The organism is Neobacillus canaveralius, from assembly GCF_047237705.1.
Classification (GTDB): Bacteria; Bacillota; Bacilli; order Bacillales; family Cytobacillaceae; genus Neobacillus; species Neobacillus niacini_K.
This window is the reverse complement of sequence record NZ_JBDFLL010000001.1, coordinates 5,406,340-5,427,547: the sequence shown is the minus strand read 5'-3', so window position 1 is coordinate 5,427,547 and position 21,208 is coordinate 5,406,340. Positions and strand designations below refer to the sequence as shown.

The following is a 21,208-nucleotide window of genomic DNA, read 5'->3' as shown; positions in this document are numbered from 1 at the left end:
TAAATGATTAGCTTTTATGAGCTAACACTTATTAAATCTTTTGGTTACGCCTTTATTTTTTTAAGGAGAGGAATTTAATTATGAGATATGAGAATGAGAGTAAAGAAATTATTGAGTTAGTTGGTGGGAAAAAGAATATAACCAACTTGGTTCATTGTGCAACAAGATTAAGGTTTAGCTTGAAAGATACTAGCAAGGCTAATAAAAAAGAAATTGAAAAATTGCCTTATGTTTTATCGGTAGTGAACAGTGGTGGGCAATATCAAGTGGTAATTGGCAGTGCAGTTTCGGATTACTTTTCCACTATACAGCAGTTGACGGGTCTTACTGACAGTTCAGATCAAGGGAAGAAAGAAAAGTTTTCACTTAATTCAATTTTTGAAATCGTTTCTGGTGCATTTTCTCCTTTAATACCAGCCCTGGCCGGTTCGGGAATGATTAAGGCTGTTCTTACGGTATTAACACAGCTTAACCTGTTGTCTGACGCTAGTTCTACTTATGCCGTATTAAGTGCTGCTAGTAATGCTATTTTTTACTTTTTACCGATCTTTTTAGGAATTACCCTTGCTAAAAAAATGGGGGGGAACATGTATATCGGTGGTACCATAGGTGCTGCTTTATTAGAGCCATCGTTTACGGGTCTTCTTGAAAAAGGACAAACTGACTTTCTCGGAATACCGCTTGAAGTAGTAAGTTATGCAACAACCATCTTTCCCATTTTTATCGCTATGGCAATTTATGTTTATGTTGATAGGTTCTTGAAGAAGATAATTTTTAAAGATATACAGCTTTTTGCAGTTCCTATGTTAGCTTTAATGATTATGGTTCCATTAACAGCTATTATCTTTGGGCCTTTTGGAACAGATATAGCCAATGCATTAGCTTCGGGTGTTACGTGGTTAATTGATAGCAGTAAAGTATTATCTGGTTTTGTTCTAGGTGGAGGTATGACATTTATGGTAATGTTCGGCCTGCACTGGGGGTTCACGCCAATAACACTTGATAACCTCAATAATCTTGGAGGAGATCCAATTGAAGGGATGGCTGTAGCAGCTGTATTTGCTCAAGTAGGTATCGCAATTGGATTTTACCTAAGAGCTAAAAAACACTCAAAAATGCGTGCTTTAGCAGGTCCAACGGCTATTACAGGTCTTCTTGCTGGTGTAACCGAACCAATTGTTTACGGGATTATTCTACGTTATAAACGCTTATTGCCGATAGTGGCTATTTCTGGTGGTTTTGGTGGAGCAATATGTGGAGTTACTAATGTAACTATGAATGCTTATGTTTTTCATAATGTTTTCTCTATACCAGTCTACACACCAACATTTGGTTATTTAGCTGGAATACTAACGGCTTTAATTTCCGGCGGGTTATTATCTTATTATTTCGGAGTAAAAAAAGAGGAGATGGAGGACTTCTCCTCTGAAAGTAAACCAAATGAAAAGATGCAAGATGTTGAAACAAATGTAACCTTGGTACATTCACCTGTAACGGGGAAAGTCATTCCTTTAGAACAGGTTGAAGATGATGTGTTTTCAAGTGGTGTGGCAGGTAAAGGTGTAGCGGTTATTCCCGAAGATGGAAAGATACTAGCGCCATTTGATGGAATAGTGGTCGTAGCCTTCCCATCCAAACATGCAATAGGGTTAAAATCAACAGCTGGTACGGAATGTTTAATTCATGTAGGTATTGATACAGTAAATTTAGAAGGAAAATACTTTGATGTATTAGTTTCAGCAGGTGATAAAGTAAAACGAGGTCAAGCCATCCTAACTTTCAATAAAGAGCAAATCTTAGCTGAAGGATATAAATTAACCACACCTGTCATTGTTACCGACCCGGAAAGCATGGAACGTATTAGCTATAAGGAAAAGAATGGTGATATTAATCCAAATAATCTGTTATTTACAATTGGTGCATAGGTAAAGGAGGAGCTTGTGATGAAAGATAACTTCTTATGGGGGGGCGCAATTGCCGCCCATCAAGTAGAAGGTGCATGGAACGTAGGGGGAAAGGGAGTAAGCATTGCTGATGTTATGACTGCTGGAACGAAGGATAATGCTCGTAAAATAACAGATGGCGTTATACCTGACACTTACTATCCTAACCATGAAGGAATTGACTTCTATGGACATTATAAAGAAGATGTAAAAATGTTTGCGGAGATGGGCTTTAAGTGCTTGAGAACTAGCATCGCTTGGACAAGAATTTATCCGAATGGTGATGAAAATACCCCAAATGAAGAGGGGTTAAAATATTATGATGAGTTATTTACAGAACTTTTAAGTTATGGAATTGAACCAGTTGTGACATTATCACATTTTGAAATGCCATACCATTTAGTAAAAGAATATGGAGGATGGAGAAACCGTAAATTAGTAGATTTCTTCAAAACGTTTTCTACTACAGTAATGGAGCGGTATAAAGATAAGGTTAAATATTGGCTCACATTTAACGAGATAAATAATCAAAGAATTTTAGATAACCCTATTTATTCTTGGACGAATTCTGGGATTATCTATACAGAGAATGAAAATAAACTTGAAACGATGTATCAGGCAGCCCATTATCAGTTCGTGGCAAGTGCATTAGTTGTAATGGAAGGAAAGAAAATTAATCGTGACTTCCAAATTGGTTGCGTATTAGCAGCAACGCCTAATTATCCATTAACAAGTGATCCAGAGGATATTTTGTTAGCTCAAAAAGAAGATGACCAACAGCTATTCTTTACTGATGTTCATGTTCGAGGTCATTATCCAAAACGTTTCGTAAAAGAGTGGGAAAATAAAGGTTATCAGTTAGACATAACTGAGAAAGATCTAAAAATTCTAAGTGAAGGAACGGTTGATTATATAGGTATTACATACTATCTGAGTAATACTGTTTCTGTTAGACCAGAAGCAAAGCGTTTAAAAGATGCCCTACTAGGAAATGATACGCTTGTTGAAAACCCATATGTTCAGGCAACTGATTGGGGATGGGCAATTGACCCAATCGGTTTCCGATATTACTTAAATATGCTTTATAACCGTTACGAGTTACCGATTTTCATTGTGGAAAATGGTTTTGGTTACTCTGATAAATTCGAGAATGGTCAAATTCATGACAAAGAGCGGATAGTATATTTACAACAGCATATTGCTCAAATGAAATTAGCAATTGTTGAAGACGGTGTTGATGTAATTGGATACACAGCTTGGGGTTGTATTGACCCGATATCGTTTACAACCGGAGAAATGAAAAAACGCTATGGGTTTATTTATGTAGACCGTGATAACGAAGGCAATGGGACGTTAAATCGATATAAAAAAGATTCATTTAAATGGTATCAACAAGTAATAAAAACAAATGGTGCAATCCCACGCGCTTGAGGATTAGTTTCGAAATATAATATAGAGCTTTAAACATAGGGCCCATACCTGCTAACCGTCTAATATCAAAATGAATTACCGTATCTTCAAACCACCCAAAGTTTTTTGTAGTAAGTTCCGGTTTCACTATTAACGCTACTTAATGAATGAAAAAACGTCTCACCCTTTGGGATAACTGGGGTGAGACGTTTTTTTATTCGTTTAAATGCTGTGCAAAACTTATATTAACACTAATGAATCTCTCTAAACATCATGTATCCACTGAAAGTACTCTAAACCAGCATAGTATGAGAAACTTTAAAACTCTTATGGAATGGTTTGCCTTTATCCACAAATGCCTGAACCTGACTTTCCCCTTTTGAAACATCTAGACCAATGAATGGATTCGTTCTAAACTAGAAATTTGCCAGTACCCCTAATTCCTCTATGTAGTGTCGCACTTTAATATTAAATAAAAAAAAGAGCATTGGTTTGCAAAACCAACACTTGTTTAAGATCTTTTCCGTACTATCGAATGAAGGAGGAGCTATCACTCAAATGTGAAGCTCGTCCGATTGATCGAAGCAAAGAATCGTACAGGATATTCAATCCTCCGACAAGTTCTGACAATATTCTCTAATTAATCTGGCCGCATATGTTTGACTGATTTGCAAATCCTTGGCCACGCGCCTAGAGCTTTTATTCACTTTATAGGATTTACGAACCATCTCTTTTTTTGCCAATTCGACTGCCTCATTAAGGGTAGTGGGGGCAGTATTTTCAATTCGGGCCAGTCCTTGGTTATAAATGCCTTCGGGCAGGTCATCGATACCGATGACATCATTGCTTACAATGACAAGCTTTTCTATTAGGTTTTCTAATTGTCTAATATTTCCGGGCCATGAATAATGGGTAAGCCATTCGAGGCAATTTTTAGAAATCAATTTGTTCAATTCAAAGATTCGATTAAATTTGTATAAGAAATTATAGATGAGCGGGACTATATCTTCTTGCCTTTCTCGAAGCGGAGGCATTTTGATATCCACTACGTTCAGCCGATAGTATAGATCTTCTCGAAACATTTTACTTTTTACCATATTGCTTAAATCTTTATTGGTCGCGGCAATAATCCGGATATCGACTGACTTTTCTTTATTGCCGCCAATGGGAATGAATTTTTTCTCCTGAATAACCTGCAGTATTTTAGCCTGAAGAGGCAAAGGCATGTCCCCTATTTCATCAAGAAACACCGTCCCCCCATTCGCGCATTCCAGTATTCCTTTTTTACCGGAACGGTTTGCATTCGTGAAAGAACCAGGTGTATAGCCAAAAAGCTCGGACTCCATTAATTCTGCAGGGATTGCAGCACAATTGATGGTTAAAAATGGGCCGTTCCTTCTATTTCCGTTTTCGTGAATATATTGGGCTAAGAGGCTTTTACCTGTTCCGGACTCACCTAGAATTAATATAGTAGAGTTTGCAGCTGCCACCTTCTTGGCAAACTTCAACACATTTTTCACCTTTTCATTATTTGTAATAATGCTGCTGCCAAATGGATCTTCAGCTTCTTTACTATTTTTTGAATCGTTTTCATTTACTTTCAGCATTTTGTAGCTTTGTAGTTCCCTTGCTGTCGTTACGATTAATTCTACTTCTTTTTGATCATTTAAAATAGGGACGACAGAGGTGAGCAGTTCAGCACCAAGGATTGTGGTTTGTTTAATCGTAATTGGCTCTTTTCTTTCCAGAACATCAGGGAAAATAGAGGGATACCAATAGCCTTTATCAGCTAATTCCATGCTCGCTTTTCCTATAACGTCTTCCTTATTTAACCCATAATGCTTCTTACACGCATCATTTACATAGATAATTTTCTTATCTTTATTTAAAACAAAGATTTCGTCAGAAGAATAATCTAAAATTTTTAAAAGCGCTTCCATATTTAAATCCAAATCGGTTAGAAAATTGGATAATGTCATGAAGTGACCTCCCGAAAATCATAGTCTGAGTTCAATGGAACTCAGATTGAGTTTGGTTGTATTCAGAAAAGTGTTACAATAGGCAAAAGTGTGATTATAATCACATCCACTCTAATAGTAGTCGAAATATTTTGAATTGTAAATAGCCGAAAAAGTGGCGGAAATAGGAAAATATCCTTGGGAAAGTCAGCCGGTGAACACAAATGGACTCACTTTCCCCTTTTTAAAACCTATTAATCTAGGCTTTTTAGATAAAAAGATAGTTGGCACGAAAATTGCAAATAATAAATTATGAAAAATACTTTAAAGGATTTGAATGACAAAAGGAGGAAAGACAAATGAAACCGTTAACAGGGAATACCCTGGAGCACACTCTCCCGTACGAAAATTATGTGAATCCGCAAATATTTGAAGAGGAAAAGAAAAAGATCTTTCAAGACAGCTGGATTTTAGCTGGACATACAAGCCAGGTGGAAAAACCGGGGGATTTTTTTACTTTTGATATAGCAGATCAGCCATTAATCATTAGCAGGGATAAAAACAATGAATTGAATGCCTTTTACAACATTTGCCCGCATAGGGGAACCAAAGTGGAAAAAAACGAGTGTGGAAATAAAAAGGTTTTCACCTGTACTTATCACGGCTGGACATTCCACATGAACGGGAAATTAAATAGGGCGCCAAACTTCGCTACAAATGAATTAGGAAACCATAGCTGTATGCCACAAGTAAAGCTTGAAGTATTCCAGTCCATGATCTTCATAAATTTGAACCCAGAAGCAAGACCAATGGAAGAAACGTACGGAGAATTTATGGCCAATCTGGAAAGATACACCTTCCTGGAGTCTTTGAAAAAGGTTCGGGTAAACCAAAGGATTATTGATGCTAACTGGAAAGCGGTTATTGATAATTACCTGGAGTGCGATCATTGTAAGATTGCCCATCCTGAGTTTTCAAAAACATTTGATATGAAAAATTACCACATCGATTTACATGGCAATTTCTCGTGTCAATATTCAGAGTTAACCAATAAATCGAATGAACAACAAGAAGATCACGCCAATTTCTATTGGGTATGGCCCAACTTGATGGTGAGCATTTATCCTGGAAAAGAAGGAAATATGACAATAAGTCAAATCTTGCCGCTGGCACCAGATAAATCACTTGCCATCTATAGCTACTACTTTAAATCGGATGAAATTAGCAAAGAGCAAGAGGAACTGATTCGTTTTGTAGATCAGGTAAGATTAGAGGATTTCGACCTTGTAGAGTTATTGCAAAAAGGTTTCCATACGAATGCCTTCAAGCATGGAGTGTATTCACCGACTGAGTATGCACTCAAATTTTTTCACAACCTTTATGAAGAAGCTATGAACGTGAAAGAAGGAATGCTTTAACGTAACCCTTCGTTTATATGAAAATAGATTTATATAGAAATATATTACTAGACATATTTGGAGGATGAAAATGAATAATCAAACAGAATTCACTGCAGTTGCAGAACCCAATGTTAAAGGTTACCAAACAGAATTCACAGTTGCGGACGCAATTGTAAAAGAGCTCTTGCAAGCAGGAGTGGAAGCAGTATTTGGAATCGTTAGTATTCATAATATGCCAATCTATGATGCGATCCTTAGGGAGGGAAACATCCGTACCGTTACTGCCCGTGGTGAAAGCGGAGCGGTCAACATGGCTGATGCCTACGCCCGTGCTACAGGGAAATTAGGCGTTGTCATCACTAGTACGGGTACTGGAGCGGGTAATGGTGCAGGTTCCTTGTCAGAAGCATGGAATTCAGGGACTCCTGTTCTGCACATTACTGGGGAAGCAGATTCCAATTACATTGGAACAGACCAACGTTATATTCACGAAGCTAAAGATCAGTTAAAAATGATGGAGGGTGCGAACAAAGCAGCATATTTATTGAAGCGTCCTAAGCAAATCATTCCGTTTATGCGTAAAGCGATCAAAGAAGCGCTCACTGTACCAACAGGTCCGGTAACGGTCTCTATCCCAACGAATTTTCAGGCACAGATTATTCCTAACAATCAATTGATTGAAATGGAAACGCCTCAAAACAAGGAAGTAAAGCTCAACATTCCTGCTGATGTTGTTGAAAGGATTGCCTTAGCAAAAAGACCAATCATTTGGGCAGGAAATGGGGTGATTGCTTCAGGTGCATCAGAAGAACTGCAAAAGCTGGTAGATAAAATTCAGCCTGGAGTCGTTACAAGTGAATCCGGAAAAGGGTCTATCCCGGAAAGCCACCCGCTTTGCATTGGTAACTTTGCGTTTTTCCCTCAAGTGGAGGAACTATTGAAAAAGTCGGATTTACTTGTTAGTGTCGGGGTCCGTTTCCGTGGTAGTGAAACGAATGGATGGACACTTCCGGTACCGGAAAATCATATCAATATTGATTTGAACCCTAATGCCTTTAATCGTAACTTTGATACATTGTATACACTGAACGGAGATGCGAAGGCAGTTTTACAAGAGATTAATAGTCTTTTGGCCAATAAGGAGATCCATCCTGAGGCAGATTATGTTGATGAAGTGAAATCAGTCCGTCAGGCTGTACGTGATGACCTTCGAAGCCAAATTGAGCCTTATGGTGAAGTGGCGGATATTATGCGTGAACAGCTGCCTGAGAATACCGTTTTGGTGACGGACGTAACGATCCCTGGATACACGTGGGGGAATAAATTGTTCGATATTTATGAACCAAGAGACTACCTCTACATGACAGGCGGCGGAATCGGACAAGGATTGCCAATGGCGATTGGCGCCCAAATTGGTCAGCCGGAAAAGAAAGTCGTCCTTATTGCTGGTGATGGTGGATTCATGGTGAATTCAAGTGAGATGATCTCAGCGATACAGGAAGATGCGCCGATTATCATTCTATTATTCGATGATGGGGGATATGGAATCTTAAGATACTATCAAGAAGCGGCATATGGCCGGCGTATATCTGTAGACTTGAAAAACCCTGATTTCGTCATGCTGGCAAAATCAATGGGATTCGAATCCGAGAAAGTTCGCTGTGTTGAAGAGTTCAAAGCAGGATTAGCAAATGCAATCGCAAGCAAAAAGCCTTATATGGTTGTAGTAGATGTAGAGGCAGTTGGAGTATTAGAATACAAGGATTCGGACGAATACATCGCCTCTTTCCGTCCAAAACAGGGATAGATTTTCGCCGTATTTAACGTTTATCCCCACTTCTAAAGCGGGGGGTGTAAGCCATACTGGGAGGTACAAAGCTATGACAAAAGAGTTAAAACACTATATAAATGGGCAATGGGTAGACTCAAGTAACCCGAACAAACTTAATATTATTAATCCCGCTACACAGAAAGTCATTGCCAGGGCACCGAGCGCTACTAAGGAAGAAACAGAAGAGGCAATCAAAATTGCAAAAAGAATGTTTGAAAGTGGTATATGGTCTGATCAATCTCCCGTAGCGAGGGCGGCTGTTTTACTTCAGATTGCAGATCTAATACAGGAAAACCTGGATGAATTAAGAGATTTAGAAGTACAGAATAATGGAAAAACGAAAAGAGAAGCAGAGTCAGATGTTGAAGAGGCCGTGAATACATTTCGTTATTATGCAGGTCTGCTTAATATGCCTAACGGCCAGGTTTATGAAACCTCCGGAAATATGCAGACATTAATCATTAAGGAACCGATCGGAGTTGCGGGATTAATTGTCCCTTGGAATTTCCCCTTATTAATGAGTGTATGGAAGATTGCACCGGCGCTTGCGGCTGGTAATAGTATCCTTTTAAAACCTGCGGAAATTACTCCGATGACAGCAGTAAAATTGTTTGAACTGATCGATCAGTCCGATTTACCAAAGGGAGCAGCTACCCTCATTATGGGAGATGGACCGGTTGTTGGCCAGACGATTGCTGAAAGTGTTGATGTAGATATTGTTTCCTTTACTGGAAGCACAGGAGTCGGCCGCCATATCATGCAGGCCGCGGCCGGTAATATGAAAAAAGTGTCCCTTGAGCTGGGAGGGAAATCTCCGAATATCATCTTTGATGATGCCGATTTGGAAACAGCACTTGATTACTCTTTATTTGGCATTTTCATGGGATCTGGTCAAGTTTGTTCTTCTGGAAGCCGGATTCTTGTCCAAGAAGGACTTTACGATGAGTTTGTTCAGAAATATATACAAAAGGCCAAAAAGATTAGAGTAGGTCCTGGTCATGATGAGCACTCCCAAATGGGGGCTATTGTTAGTGAAAAGCACTTTAAGAGTATTTTAAATTACATCCAGATTGGTAAAGAAGAAGGTGCGAATCTTGCTCTTGGCGGAAGTAGAATCGAGGGTAACGGTTTAGAGGATGGATTTTTCATTGAACCTACGGTCTTTACCGATGTAACGACCGATATGCGGATTGTCAGGGAAGAAATCTTTGGACCAGTTGTTACGATCCAGAAATTCAAAGATGAAGAGGAGGCAATCAAGATTGCCAATGACACAGAATATGGACTTGCAGGTGCTGTTTTCTCTACAGACCAAAACAAAGCCTTACGTATCATTAAAAAGGTTCGTGCCGGGATCACGTGGGTAAACGCCTACCATCTTACAAATATTCAAGCGCCATGGGGAGGATATAAACAAAGCGGTATTGGCCGAAGCCTTAGTACGTATGGGTTGGATGAATACCAGGAAACAAAACAGATTAACATTAATCTGGATCCTGCGCCTATTCGCTGGTTTGAATAGTAACTTATTTTTTTAAGGTATTAACAACATATTCATAGTGTTAATTGAATTTTTAATAGTGGCTGGATGGTGCTTGAAAGAAGAAATTCTTAGGAGGTATGGGAATGTCTAAACCATATTTAATTATTGAGTGGAATGATACACAAACGGACGCACAGGGGTGGCTTGTTGTTCATAATTTCGTGAAAGGATATACAGGCGGCGGTACGAGAATGCATCCGACCGTAACAAAAGAAGAGGTTGAAAGATTGGCTGAAGCAATGGCTTATAAATATGTAGCTAGTGACAGCGGAACGACTGGAGGATGTAAAGCTGGTATTAAGTATGATTATAAAGCTCCAGATGCGTATGCGGTCTTAAGAAGGTTTTTAATTGCCATGATGCCTTATATTGATAGCGGGGTATCTTTAGGAAGTGACCTAGGTACGAAGTACGAAGATGTACTAAAAATCTTTAACGAATTCGGCATCGACATCCCGCTAACCAATTCAATGAAACAAAATCCTGCGATCCTTCAGGGGATCAAGGATTTTGATGGACTGATGAAAACAAGAATTGATGGGTTGCTTTTAAATGATGCTGTCACAGGGTATGGTGTTGCATTTTCAGCCGATGAGGCTTGGAAGTTTAAAAATGGTAAAGACGGCGCGAAGGTTGTCATCCAAGGCTTTGGTTGTGTAGGGGCAAGCTGTGCATTAAAACTTTCCCAATTAGGTTACAACATTGTCGGCATTTCAGATGCGAACTTGTTAGTCACATGCGAAGAAGGATTGGATATTCAAAATCTTATTGACCATAAGAATATATATGGAGAAATGGACCAAGATTATTTTGAACCAAACTATACGGTAAGGCCGAACTCTGAGTGGATCGATGTGGATTGCGATATTCTTATCCCCTGTGCATTAGAGGACGTGATCAACAAGTCTAATGCTGATACTGTTAAAGCGAGTTTGATTGTTGAAGCGGCTAATATACCAGTATCTTCTGAAGGAGATGAAATCATTAAACAAAGAGGAATTGACATCGTTAATGATTTTGTTGCGAACCTAGGGGCAATTAGATTTTACGACGCTGTTATTTTTGGACTGGTCAAACCAGACCCGCAGGCAGTGATGGATGATATTGAAAAGCTATGCCGAAAAAATACCCATCAACTATTTTCAGAAGCGAAGAAACAAAACAGATATCAGCGGGATGTTGCGTATGAAATTTTTAAACCTGAGATCAGTGATTTATTAGAGTGTACAAGCATGTCTGAAAAGGAAGTCGTCAGATAAGCAGGTAATAAAATGGGTCATGATTTACCCTATTTCTTATGCGGATAGAAAAAATACAGGGGGAATTGGATGAAACCAGAACAAGGAAGTCAACCAAAAGAATTAAAACGTTCGATGAAAAGCAGGCATTTATTTATGCTTTCCATAGGGGGAGTCATTGGAACGGGTCTTTTCCTAGGATCAGGGTATGCGATTGGCGAGGCGGGGCCTTTCGGAGCGATTACCGCCTATTTATTCGGAGGCTTGCTTATGTACTTGGTCATGGTTTGTCTTGGGGAGCTATCCGTCGTAATGCCGGTTTCGGGGTCATTTCAAGCTCATGCAGAGCGGTTTATCGGCCCTGCCTCTGGGTTTATGATTGGCTGGACTTACTGGCTAAGCTGGGCCATTTATGTAGGACTAGAGTTTATTGCAGCCGGTTTGCTGATGGCCAGGTGGTTTCCAGATGTACCGGTATGGGTATGGTGTGCCGTTTTCTCCTTACTTTTATTCGGTATCAATGCCTTGACTACAAGAAGCTTTGCTGAGATGGAGTACTGGTTCTCTGCCATTAAAGTATTAGCTGTTCTCTTTTTTATTGTTGTTGGCGGGGCAGCGATCTTCGGTTTGGTTCCTATAAAGGGACAATCGGCCCCCCACCTTTCAAACTTTTTCGGTGACGGATTATTTCCAACAGGTTTCATTGGGGTCTTTATCTCAGTGATGACAGTCGTTTATTCTTTTATGGGTTCAGAAATTATGGGAGTTGCAGCGGGTGAGACAGAGGATCCCGAAAAGAGCATCCCAAAAGCTATCCGGAGTATCATCGTCCGTATTTTACTTTTCTATGTACTGGCCACTTTTGTCTTATCAGCCATTGTTCCTTGGAAACAGGCGGGGGTGCTCGAAAGCCCATTTGTTACTGTATTCGATATGACAGGAATTCCTTATGCGGCTGATATTATGAACTTTGTTATATTAACAGCGATACTTTCAGTGGGAAATACAGGTTTGTTTGCTTGTACGAGAATCCTTTTTTCACTTTCCCAAAGCGGTCAGGCTCCGCTGGCATTCGGTAAGGTAAACAAACGCGGTGTTCCTATGAATGCCTTGCTTGTGACACTCGCCTTTGCTTTGCTTTCCTTGCTTACTAGTATTATAGCTGAAGAAACATTATTTGTTGTCCTGCTTGCGATCAGCGGTGTTGGGGGAGTTGTTACATGGATGGCCATTGCGTTTGCACAGTATAAATTCCGCAAACAGTATATTGCGGATGGCGGAAAGCTTGCGGATTTGAAATTTAAAGTTCCTTTCTTCCCGCTGGTTCCAATTCTCTGCCTTATCATGTGTCTAGGAATCGTCGTGTTTACTGCTTTCGATCCGGCACAGCGGACATCACTGTATATAGGATTCGGCTTTGTTGTCGCCTGTTATGTTTTTTACTACTTTAAATTTACAAGAAAGAAAGTGGCTGCAACCGTCTTAACAAATGGGGAGCCTGATAAGATAGTGCAATAGATTTTAAAAAGTCTTAGTGGTGTATGGGTAAAAAATGGGCAACCAAAGATCAGAAACCTTTCCATTTCAAAGAGGAAAATGGTTTCATAGAGTTTTAATTATCAGAAGGTTCAAATATCGGCTCTTCCAAATAAAACATATCTGTTTACTGTATTACATTTATGTATTCTAAACTGGGATGGTGAAATATGAAGAAGGTTGTTTTTCTATTAACTTTAATACCAGCCTTGGGTTCACTTTTTGTCATTAATCGGGTGGAACCCTATGTATTTGGATTGCCATTTGTCCTTTTTTGGTCTATATGCTGGGTTGGAATGACATCTTTATTCTTGATCGTTGCTAATAAGCTGGATCCAGCGAATAAGGAGGAGGAAGAATTATGAACGCAGCCCTTCTAGTTATCCTCTTTTTCCTGGGATTGTGTATTTGGTTAGGGCTGCAAGCCCGAAAAGGGAAAGAAATGACTATCGAGCAGTGGTCTGTCGGGGGACGGGGTTTTGGAAGTCTTTTGATGTTCTTTTTATTAGCGGGTGAGATGTTTACCACCTATACATTTCTAGGAGCAAGTGGTGGTGCTTATCGATCCGGCATGCCTCCCACCATATACGCTTTTAATTGTTTTTACTTTGTAATCGCTTACTGGCTGCTGCCTCCTATTTGGAAGTATGCGAAGGAAAATAAAGTCCTATCCCAATCAGATTTTTACGAGAAAAAGTATAACAGTCAGGCACTTGGTATTCTCGTAGCGATCATTAGTGTTGTTGCTGTTATCCCTTACTTAGTAATGCAGTTAAAAGGCTTAGGAATTATTGTATCTGAAGCGTCCTATGGTTCTATTTCTCCTCACATGGCAATCGTCGTAGCCGTCATTGCTGTTACCATTTATGTAACAGTATCTGGGATGCACGGAGCCGCATGGACAGCCATTATTAAAGATATCTTAATCTTAGCTGTTATGGTCTTTATGGGATTTTATTTCCCTTTTCATTATTACGGCGGCATTGAGCCGATGTTTCAAGCAATTGATACCGCCAAAACTGGATTTTTACTATTCCCCGAACAAGGATTAAGCATTTCGTGGTTTGTTTCGGCTACGATTATGACAGCGCTGGCATTTTACATGTTTCCACATATGATGGCGGGAATATTCTCGGCTAAAAGTGGAAAATCGCTGCGTATAAATGCAGGGATAATGCCCATCTATCAGGTAATTATCGTTTTTTCTTTGATTATCGGTTTTTCTGGTGTTTTACAAGTGCCAGATTTAAAGGGGCCAGATACTGATTTAGCCTTATTTAAAATGGCAAAATTATCTTTTGACCCGTGGTTTGTCGGGGTCATTGGCGCAGCTGGGGCCATGGCCGCCCTTATCCCAAGTTCTTTGGTATTGACAGCGGTTTCAACAATTCTTTCTAAAAATATATATAAGGCATGGAAACCGAACACAACAGACAGGCAGCTGGCAAAGCTGGCCAAAAGGTTGGTGCCTGTTATAGCGTTGGTAACCCTTTTCTTTACATTTAGTGGAGGGGAATCGATTCTTACGCTATATCTTATGTCTTATAGCTTTATGGTTCAGTTATTTCCTGCTTTGTTTTTTAGCCTTTGGAAAAGGAACCCCGTTACCGTTCAAGGGGCCATCGCTGGAATGATTGTTGGCAGTATCATCGTCATTTATTCAACCATTACAGAAATGTCACTTGCAACGTTATTCCCATCATTTCCAAATGTCATTAAGGATTTAGATCTAGGATTAGCCGTATTAATGATCAATATTGCTGTAACGTTGGGAGTAAGTGTTATAACGAAGAAACCGGTGGTTAGAGCAGATGAAGACACTAATATTAGTAATCTAGCATGAAATAAAAGTAAAAAAGATTAATAGAAGAGTTTAGGAGGATTTCTCAATGCGCCATATGAATTACATTAACGGTCACTGGACAGAACCAACTACAAATGAATATAAAGAGAATCTTAATCCACATAATGGAGAAGGCTTGGGGGAATTCCCATCCAGTGCAGCAGCGGATGTTCACGATGCGGTAGCTGCTGCAAAAAATGCTTTTCCAGCTTGGAAAAAACTCTCCATTCAACAAAGGGCAGCGTATTTGCAAAAGGCCGCGGCTATTTTGAAAGAAAACATAGAGGAAATAGGACGGGATCTAATTAAGGAAGAGGGAAAAGCGTTTTCGGAAGGGATGGGGGAAGCTAATCGCGCAGTAAGCATCCTCGAATATTTTGCGGCTGAAGCACGGCAGCCGCTTGGAGATGTCATTCCGTCTGCGAGTGAGAAAACATTTTTGTATACGACCCGTACACCCCTAGGTCCTATTGGCTTAATTACACCATGGAATTTTCCCATTGCCATTCCAGTATGGAAGATGGCACCAGCACTTATATACGGAAATACAGTGGTGATTAAGCCTGCTGATTTAACACCGAAATCTGTCTATCACGTTATGAAAGCTTTTGATGAAGCAGGTCTGCCAGCAGGTGTCCTTAATTGTGTATTTGGCAGAGGATCTGTTATTGGGAATGAATTGGTGAACCACCCAGATATCAAAGCCATTTCTTTCACCGGTTCGAACCAAGTAGGACGGCAGATTCAAAAACAGGCTGTAGAACACGGAAAAAAGGTGCAGATGGAAATGGGAGGAAAGAATCCGCTAGTTGTTCTAAATGATGCAGATCTTGAAAGAGCGGTTGAAATAGCTGTAGGCGGAGCATTTAAATCTATCGGTCAAAAATGTACAGCAACGAGTCGTGTGATTGTCGAAAAAGGGATCTACGGGTCATTCCGTGATAGGCTTGTAAAGCGTACGAAGGAATTAACAATTGGTAACCCGCTTCACGAGGGAACCGTTATCGGGCCGGCGGTATCAAAAGCACAGCTTGATGGGGTACTCGAAATGATCAAAACGGGGAAATCAGAAGCAACACTGCTTTGCGGTGGAGAAATCCCGGAAGATGAAGAATTAAAAAATGGTTTTTATGTAAAACCAACAATCTTTGAAAACGTGCCTAAAGATGCTCGAATTGCCCGTGAGGAAATTTTCGGTCCCGTTCTTGCATTGTTTAAAGCCAAAGATTACGAGGAAGCGGTAGAAATGGCAAATGATACTGAATTTGGTCTTAGCGCAGCCATCTGCACAAACAACTTAACTTTGGCCCGCCGTTTCGTTGAAGATGCGGAAGTAGGACTTGTACATGTGAACTCGGAAACTTCGGGAGCAGAACCACAAATGCCTTTTGGCGGATGTAAAAATTCTAGTTCCGGCAGTCGTGAACAAGGAAAAGCTGCTATCGAGTTTTATACAGAAGTGAAGACTGTTTATATGGATCCAATGTAATTCTTACTACTCAACAAAGAAAGTCAAAATGGAGAGGGGTCCTTATGAATATGTATGATTTTGCAATAGTTGGCGGAGGAATTGTTGGTTTATCAACAGGGATGGCCATTTATGAGCGTTTTCCCAACGCGAAGGTAGTTGTCATTGAGAAAGAATCCGTTGTTGCGGAACATCAAACAGGGCATAACAGCGGTGTGATTCATTCGGGCATTTATTATAAGCCTGGCAGTTTCAAAGCTCGTTTTGCCCGCAAAGGAAGTAAATCGATGACAGTGTTCTGCCAAACACATGGTATAGACCATGATATTTGCGGAAAAGTAATTGTTGCAACGAAACAAGAGGAATTACCGCTTCTAGAAAATTTATATAATCGAGGGCTGGAAAATGAATTAGCTATTCATAGAATCGGTCCAGATGAATTAAAGGAAATAGAACCACATGTTAATGGTTTAGGAGCAATACGTGTTCCGATGGCCGGCATCGTAAATTATAGACAAGTTAGTGAAAAGTTCGCCGAAATTATCCAAGAGAATGGCGGAGAGATTCGTCTAAATACAAAAGTGGAGAAAATGCAAGAAGAATCGGATCAAGTAATCATTGAGACGAATCGCGGCACATTAAAAGCAGGAATGGTTATTAACTGTGCTGGGCTTCACAGTGATCGTGTAGCACTAGCAACAGGATATAAAACAGATATGAAGATTTTGCCTTTTAGAGGCGAGTATTACAAATTAAAACCTGAAAAGCGTTATCTTGTAAAAAATTTAATTTATCCTGTTCCAAATCCAAAGTTCCCATTTCTGGGGGTCCATTTTACACGAATGATCAGCGGTGAAGTCGATGCGGGACCAAATGCTGTGCTTAGCTTTAAACGTGAAGGATACAGAAAGACAGATTTTAATGCAAAGGATTTAATAGAATCATTAAGCTTTCCTGGATTATGGAAAATGGCAGGGAAATTTGCGAAGGAGGGGCTTGATGAATATATTCGCTCCTTCAGTAAGAAACAATTTACAAAAAGCCTTCAGGAACTGATTCCGGAAATCCAAGAAGATGATTTAATCCCTGCACCTGCTGGAGTCCGTGCTCAAGCATTAAGGAGCGATGGGAATATGGTGGATGACTTCCATATCATTCAAGGGAAACGAACGATCCATGTATGTAATGCACCATCTCCTGCTGCAACGGCTTCAATAGAAATCGGAAAAGAAGTTGTGAATAGAATACCAGAACAAACAAAGTTAAAAGAAGCAATACTCGTTTAAATAATTCCTTCGAGAGGTATGTCAATTATGCTGAATGGAAAGACTATTTTTATTGCAGGTCACGCTCGTCTGCCGCAAGGAATGGCAGCAAAAAGTGTCTTCGATACGTTAACAATCACAGCTGAAGTCGATCGTAAATATGGCGTAATTGTCGAGGCGTCTTGTACTCTAGCAACCGAACATGGGAGCGACTTTATTGGCCGTATATTAAAGGGCGTTAGTCTAAAAGATGGAGTGGAAGGTATAATTGAAGAAATTGAAACTTATTACCGAGGCAAGGCGACAAATGCTCTTGTTGCGGCATTAAAGGATCTAGACCTCCATTTCCATCAAATAAAAACGGAAGAAAAGCAGAATGTTCAAAATGTTTAAAATAATAAATTGACAATCTATCATATACAACGTATACTAAGAGTAGTCGAAATATTATTAATACTTCCACTTCCTGAATAACACCCTTTCAGATCCGTGGATAGATTATTATACTTGGAAACAGGAAATATAAATAACAATTAACTGCTAATTCATTGTGACTCTATTAACCATAGAGCTGTGAAGTGAATATAAGCCAGTTGTACATTGAGTCCCGCTTTTTTTGGGTACTTTGTGCAGCTGGCTTTTTATATTCCTTGGATTTCCATATTTTAACTATCTTACACAAAACTGGAGGAATAAAAAATGGTAATCGCAGAAAAACAAAGAGGGAAATTCGAAACAAAAACAAATAGGTATGAAGTGAAAGTTCATCCGCAAACAGACCGTTTATACCACATTCAACTTTCAAAAAAGGCCATTCAAGGGTTTTTGAATACCGTCAAAGCAGAGGATTATTCTGTCCAGCATTTAGAATATACACCCTATTCTCGTCTTATTGTCTCTTCTATTCTATTAGATCATGTTGGAGAAGAATTCGGCGAGTTACTTCGAAACATCGTTCATGACCGTGAATCTGGCGGATTTACGATTGGTTTGGATGGTGTTACCGAGGATACAGAAGAATACGTTATTTTCTCTACTGCTGTTTCTTATTTGTTAGGTTCATCAAACTTTGATTCCATGTCTGGTAAATATTATGCACGCTTTTCTGTCAAACATACCGATAACAGTGACTCCTATCTCCGTCAAGCCTATCGCTTATTTACCCTTCATACGGATGGGACATTTGTAGATGAGCCGACAGATTGGCTGTTAATGATGAAAATAGTTGAAGAAAATGCACGCGGCGGTGAATCTCGATTATTACACCTTGATGATTGGAAAGACCTTGATAAGTTTTCAAATCATCCATTGGCAAGTCATAAGTTTACGTACAAAGCACCATCTAGTAAAAATGTAGATCAGGAAGTCCAGCGCTTAACCTTCTTCAATTACAATAATAAGCCTGGTGCATGCTTCATCGACCAATTTGTCTATCCTGAAACCATAGAAGAGGCTAAATACCTTCGTGACCTTTCACATTCAATGGAAACCGATGAAAGTGTTACAGAACTCGAACTTCCGGTGGGAGATTTAGTAGTTGTTAACAATATATTTTGGTTACATGGGCGCGCAGCCTTTGAGGTAAATCCCAACTTGAACCGTGAATTACTACGTCAGCGAGGACGTTTTCATCAGTAATCGTTCCGAGTGAAAAGCACCATCGGAATTATGTCAAAAGGCCAATTATCTTTTTCTTGGAGTGATTATGAGTGACACAGTTTAAACATTTATTTAGTCCAGTTGAAATTGGCCATACAGAATTGAAAAATAGGATTCTAAGTACGGCACATCAAACCAATCATGTTAAGAATGGAATCCCTACATTGGATATGACTGCCTATCATGTAGAACGTGCCAAGGGCGGTGCAGGATTACTTATACTAGAAGCCGCCGCTGCACATCCATCGGGAATGCTGACAACCAAAACAATTGCTGGATATGATAAAAAGATTGTCCCTGCTTACCTGGAGCTTTCCAATGAAGTGCATAAATATGGGACGAAAGTATTTTCACAATTATTCCATGGCGGCAGGGAAGTTGTTTCAAGTGAGTACCGGAATGCGGCCTGGGCACCATCAGCGGTTCCGAGCCTCAGGTTCAGTACGATGCCGAAACCGATGAGTATGGAGGAAATTAAAGATGTAATTGAAGGATTTGCCCTGTCAGCTAAATGGGCGAAGGAAGGCGGGCTGGATGGTGTAGAAATCTGCTGCTCACACGGATACTTGCCTGCACAGTTTTGGTCGGTAGAGACCAATCATCGTACCGATGAATATGGGGGATCGTTTGAAAACAGAATGCGGTTTATTGTCGATGTGATGGAGCGAGTCTGGCAGGAAGTTGGGGAGGACTTTACGGTTGGACTCCGTATGAGTGCAGATGAAATGACCATGGATGGAACAACCGTAAAAGATGTCTTACAAATTGTCGAATATTTGGTCGAAAGAGTAAGAGTGGATTTTATTGATATCACCTCCGGAGATTCCAGTACATTTGCCGGATCCACCCATATTGTACCGCCATCTCCCATGAAGCATGGATATAACACACCCTATTCTTTCAAAATTAGAATGGCTGGTGCTGTACCGGTTTTCGTTGGCTCACGTATTGTAGATCCTGCCGAAGGTGAGAAGATAGTGGCAACAGGAAAAGCAGATGTTGTCGGCATGACCCGTGCATTAATTGTAGATCCTTACATGCCTAACAAGGCAAAGTCAGGCAATATTCAACAAATTGATGCCTGTTTAGGCTGCTTACAGGCTTGTATCGGGCATTATCACAATGGTTTAACCATCGGCTGTGTCCAAAATCCCTCAGCAGGCAGAGAAAATGAAGTGCAAACTCTTAAGGAAAGTCTTAGAGACAAGAAGAAAGTTCTTGTGATCGGTGCTGGACCAGCAGGCATGCAAGCAGCGGCTACATTAGATGAACTTGGCCATAACGTTATTCTGGCAGATAAAGCGGACAAAATCGGAGGATTATTGAATACATTAAAAAAGATGCCCTTGAGACATGAGCTTGCTGAATCGATGCTTGATAATTATATGCGGAAAATATCTACTAGTAACGTGGAAGTAACACTTGGAGTGGCTGTACAACCAGAAGATATTAACAAAATTTCACCGGATGCCATTATCTGTGCCACAGGATCAAGACCGTATATCCCCGATATTCCAGGGATTCATGATCACCGTGTCATGACGGTGGAAGAGGTGTTTCATCATCCGAATAACCATATTGGGAAAAATGTTTTGGTATTTGATTTCGCCGGTGATTGGCCAGCCATAGAAGCGGCGATTGATTTGGCGGAAAAGGGGCATATTGTCTCGCTTATTACTGCAAGGCTGCATGCGGGCGAAGGCGTGCCTCAATACTTACGAAATGAATATTTAAAAAAGCTTTATCAACTAAACGTAAAAATTATGCCTCACTATGATTTAGGAGAAATAAATGGCGATACTGTTGTCATAAGAAATCTATTTTCATATGAAAAAGAGACAATGGAAAATTGGGATTCTATTATTCTTTCGCACGGTCGTGTACCAAATAGTGAACTATATGAACAAATGAAGAAATTAGCACCTGAAGTATGGCAAATCGGTGATTGCCTGGCGCCGAGAACAATAGAGGAGGCAACATTTGAGGGTATGTCTATAAGTTTGCGATTAGGAGTCCAAGACAATGGGAATTCTTCTATTTCAACTATTAAAGGGCTTCTAACGAAATAATAGTGTAACCTTCAAAGTTTTTTCAGATAACAGCTTGAATGTATG

Annotated in this window: 15 protein-coding genes; 14 read left to right on the top strand and 1 reads right to left on the bottom strand. The window is 40.0% G+C overall.

All coding sequences use genetic code 11. The features are described 5' to 3' along the window. Positions 1-80 precede the first annotated feature (80 nt). Positions 81-1,925 (top strand): beta-glucoside-specific PTS transporter subunit IIABC, encoded by a 1,845-nt coding sequence (locus ABC255_RS26590; protein ID WP_412998136.1) that lies wholly within the window; start codon positions 81-83, stop codon positions 1,923-1,925. A gap of 18 nt (positions 1,926-1,943) precedes the next feature. Further along, positions 1,944-3,374: a 6-phospho-beta-glucosidase gene (locus ABC255_RS26585; protein ID WP_412998135.1), complete on the top strand. Its 1,431-nt coding sequence runs from the start codon at positions 1,944-1,946 to the stop codon at positions 3,372-3,374. Positions 3,375-3,958: 584 nt separating this feature from the next. Here ABC255_RS26585 and ABC255_RS26580 read toward each other — a convergent pair. Next, positions 3,959-5,332, bottom strand: a complete 1,374-nt coding sequence (locus ABC255_RS26580) for a sigma-54 interaction domain-containing protein (protein ID WP_412998134.1) — start codon at positions 5,330-5,332, stop codon at positions 3,959-3,961. 338 nt (positions 5,333-5,670) lie between these two features. Here ABC255_RS26580 and ABC255_RS26575 point away from each other — a divergent pair, with 338 nt between their 5' ends. From ABC255_RS26575 to ABC255_RS26520, 12 genes are all read left to right on the top strand, one after another. After that, on the top strand, positions 5,671-6,729 hold the full coding sequence (locus ABC255_RS26575; protein ID WP_412998133.1) for an aromatic ring-hydroxylating oxygenase subunit alpha: 1,059 nt from the start codon (positions 5,671-5,673) through the stop codon (positions 6,727-6,729). Between the two features lie 70 nt (positions 6,730-6,799). After that, positions 6,800-8,518, top strand: a complete 1,719-nt coding sequence (locus ABC255_RS26570; protein WP_412998132.1) for a thiamine pyrophosphate-binding protein — start codon at positions 6,800-6,802, stop codon at positions 8,516-8,518. Between the two features lie 73 nt (positions 8,519-8,591). Then, positions 8,592-10,064, top strand: coding sequence for an aldehyde dehydrogenase family protein (locus tag ABC255_RS26565; RefSeq protein ID WP_412998131.1), 1,473 nt, complete (start codon positions 8,592-8,594; stop codon positions 10,062-10,064). Positions 10,065-10,168: 104 nt separating this feature from the next. Continuing rightward, on the top strand, positions 10,169-11,344 hold the full coding sequence (locus tag ABC255_RS26560) for a Glu/Leu/Phe/Val family dehydrogenase (protein ID WP_412998130.1): 1,176 nt from the start codon (positions 10,169-10,171) through the stop codon (positions 11,342-11,344). Positions 11,345-11,413: 69 nt separating this feature from the next. Further along, a complete protein-coding gene (locus tag ABC255_RS26555) occupies positions 11,414-12,841 on the top strand; it encodes an amino acid permease (RefSeq protein WP_412998129.1) in 1,428 nt (475 codons plus the stop codon). Between the two features lie 188 nt (positions 12,842-13,029). Further along, positions 13,030-13,224 (top strand): DUF3311 domain-containing protein, encoded by a 195-nt coding sequence (locus tag ABC255_RS26550; RefSeq protein ID WP_412998128.1) that lies wholly within the window; start codon positions 13,030-13,032, stop codon positions 13,222-13,224. Beyond that, a complete protein-coding gene (locus ABC255_RS26545; RefSeq protein ID WP_412998127.1) occupies positions 13,221-14,702 on the top strand; it encodes a sodium:solute symporter family protein in 1,482 nt (493 codons plus the stop codon). Before ABC255_RS26550 ends, ABC255_RS26545 begins: the two co-directional genes overlap by 4 nt. A 46-nt stretch (positions 14,703-14,748) precedes the next feature. Further along, the gene (locus tag ABC255_RS26540; RefSeq protein WP_412998126.1) at positions 14,749-16,191 is read left to right on the top strand and encodes an aldehyde dehydrogenase family protein; all 1,443 of its coding nucleotides are present in this window, start codon (positions 14,749-14,751) and stop codon (positions 16,189-16,191) included. 50 nt (positions 16,192-16,241) lie between these two features. Continuing rightward, the gene (gene lhgO, locus ABC255_RS26535; protein WP_412998642.1) at positions 16,242-17,456 is read left to right on the top strand and encodes an L-2-hydroxyglutarate oxidase; all 1,215 of its coding nucleotides are present in this window, start codon (positions 16,242-16,244) and stop codon (positions 17,454-17,456) included. A gap of 27 nt (positions 17,457-17,483) precedes the next feature. After that, on the top strand, positions 17,484-17,828 hold the full coding sequence (locus ABC255_RS26530; RefSeq protein ID WP_412998125.1) for a DUF3870 domain-containing protein: 345 nt from the start codon (positions 17,484-17,486) through the stop codon (positions 17,826-17,828). Positions 17,829-18,134: 306 nt separating this feature from the next. Further along, a complete protein-coding gene (gene glaH, locus ABC255_RS26525) occupies positions 18,135-19,073 on the top strand; it encodes a glutarate dioxygenase GlaH (protein WP_412998124.1) in 939 nt (312 codons plus the stop codon). 71 nt (positions 19,074-19,144) lie between these two features. Continuing rightward, complete coding sequence (locus ABC255_RS26520) at positions 19,145-21,163, top strand: oxidoreductase (RefSeq protein WP_412998123.1); 2,019 nt, start codon at positions 19,145-19,147, stop codon at positions 21,161-21,163. Positions 21,164-21,208: the final 45 nt, after the last annotated feature.

Bases quoted from the DNA above. Each gene is read 5' to 3' on its own strand.
- ABC255_RS26590 (WP_412998136.1), top strand. From the start codon at position 81: ATGAGATATGAGAATGAGAGTAAAGAAATTATTGAGTTAGTTGGTGGG.
- ABC255_RS26585 (WP_412998135.1), top strand. From the start codon at position 1,944: ATGAAAGATAACTTCTTATGGGGGGGCGCAATTGCCGCCCATCAAGTA.
- ABC255_RS26580 (WP_412998134.1), bottom strand. From the start codon at position 5,332: ATGACATTATCCAATTTTCTAACCGATTTGGATTTAAATATGGAAGCG.
- ABC255_RS26575 (WP_412998133.1), top strand. From the start codon at position 5,671: ATGAAACCGTTAACAGGGAATACCCTGGAGCACACTCTCCCGTACGAA.
- ABC255_RS26570 (WP_412998132.1), top strand. From the start codon at position 6,800: ATGAATAATCAAACAGAATTCACTGCAGTTGCAGAACCCAATGTTAAA.
- ABC255_RS26565 (WP_412998131.1), top strand. From the start codon at position 8,592: ATGACAAAAGAGTTAAAACACTATATAAATGGGCAATGGGTAGACTCA.
- ABC255_RS26560 (WP_412998130.1), top strand. From the start codon at position 10,169: ATGTCTAAACCATATTTAATTATTGAGTGGAATGATACACAAACGGAC.
- ABC255_RS26555 (WP_412998129.1), top strand. From the start codon at position 11,414: ATGAAACCAGAACAAGGAAGTCAACCAAAAGAATTAAAACGTTCGATG.
- ABC255_RS26550 (WP_412998128.1), top strand. From the start codon at position 13,030: ATGAAGAAGGTTGTTTTTCTATTAACTTTAATACCAGCCTTGGGTTCA.
- ABC255_RS26545 (WP_412998127.1), top strand. From the start codon at position 13,221: ATGAACGCAGCCCTTCTAGTTATCCTCTTTTTCCTGGGATTGTGTATT.
- ABC255_RS26540 (WP_412998126.1), top strand. From the start codon at position 14,749: ATGCGCCATATGAATTACATTAACGGTCACTGGACAGAACCAACTACA.
- lhgO (WP_412998642.1), top strand. From the start codon at position 16,242: ATGTATGATTTTGCAATAGTTGGCGGAGGAATTGTTGGTTTATCAACA.
- ABC255_RS26530 (WP_412998125.1), top strand. From the start codon at position 17,484: ATGCTGAATGGAAAGACTATTTTTATTGCAGGTCACGCTCGTCTGCCG.
- glaH (WP_412998124.1), top strand. From the start codon at position 18,135: ATGGTAATCGCAGAAAAACAAAGAGGGAAATTCGAAACAAAAACAAAT.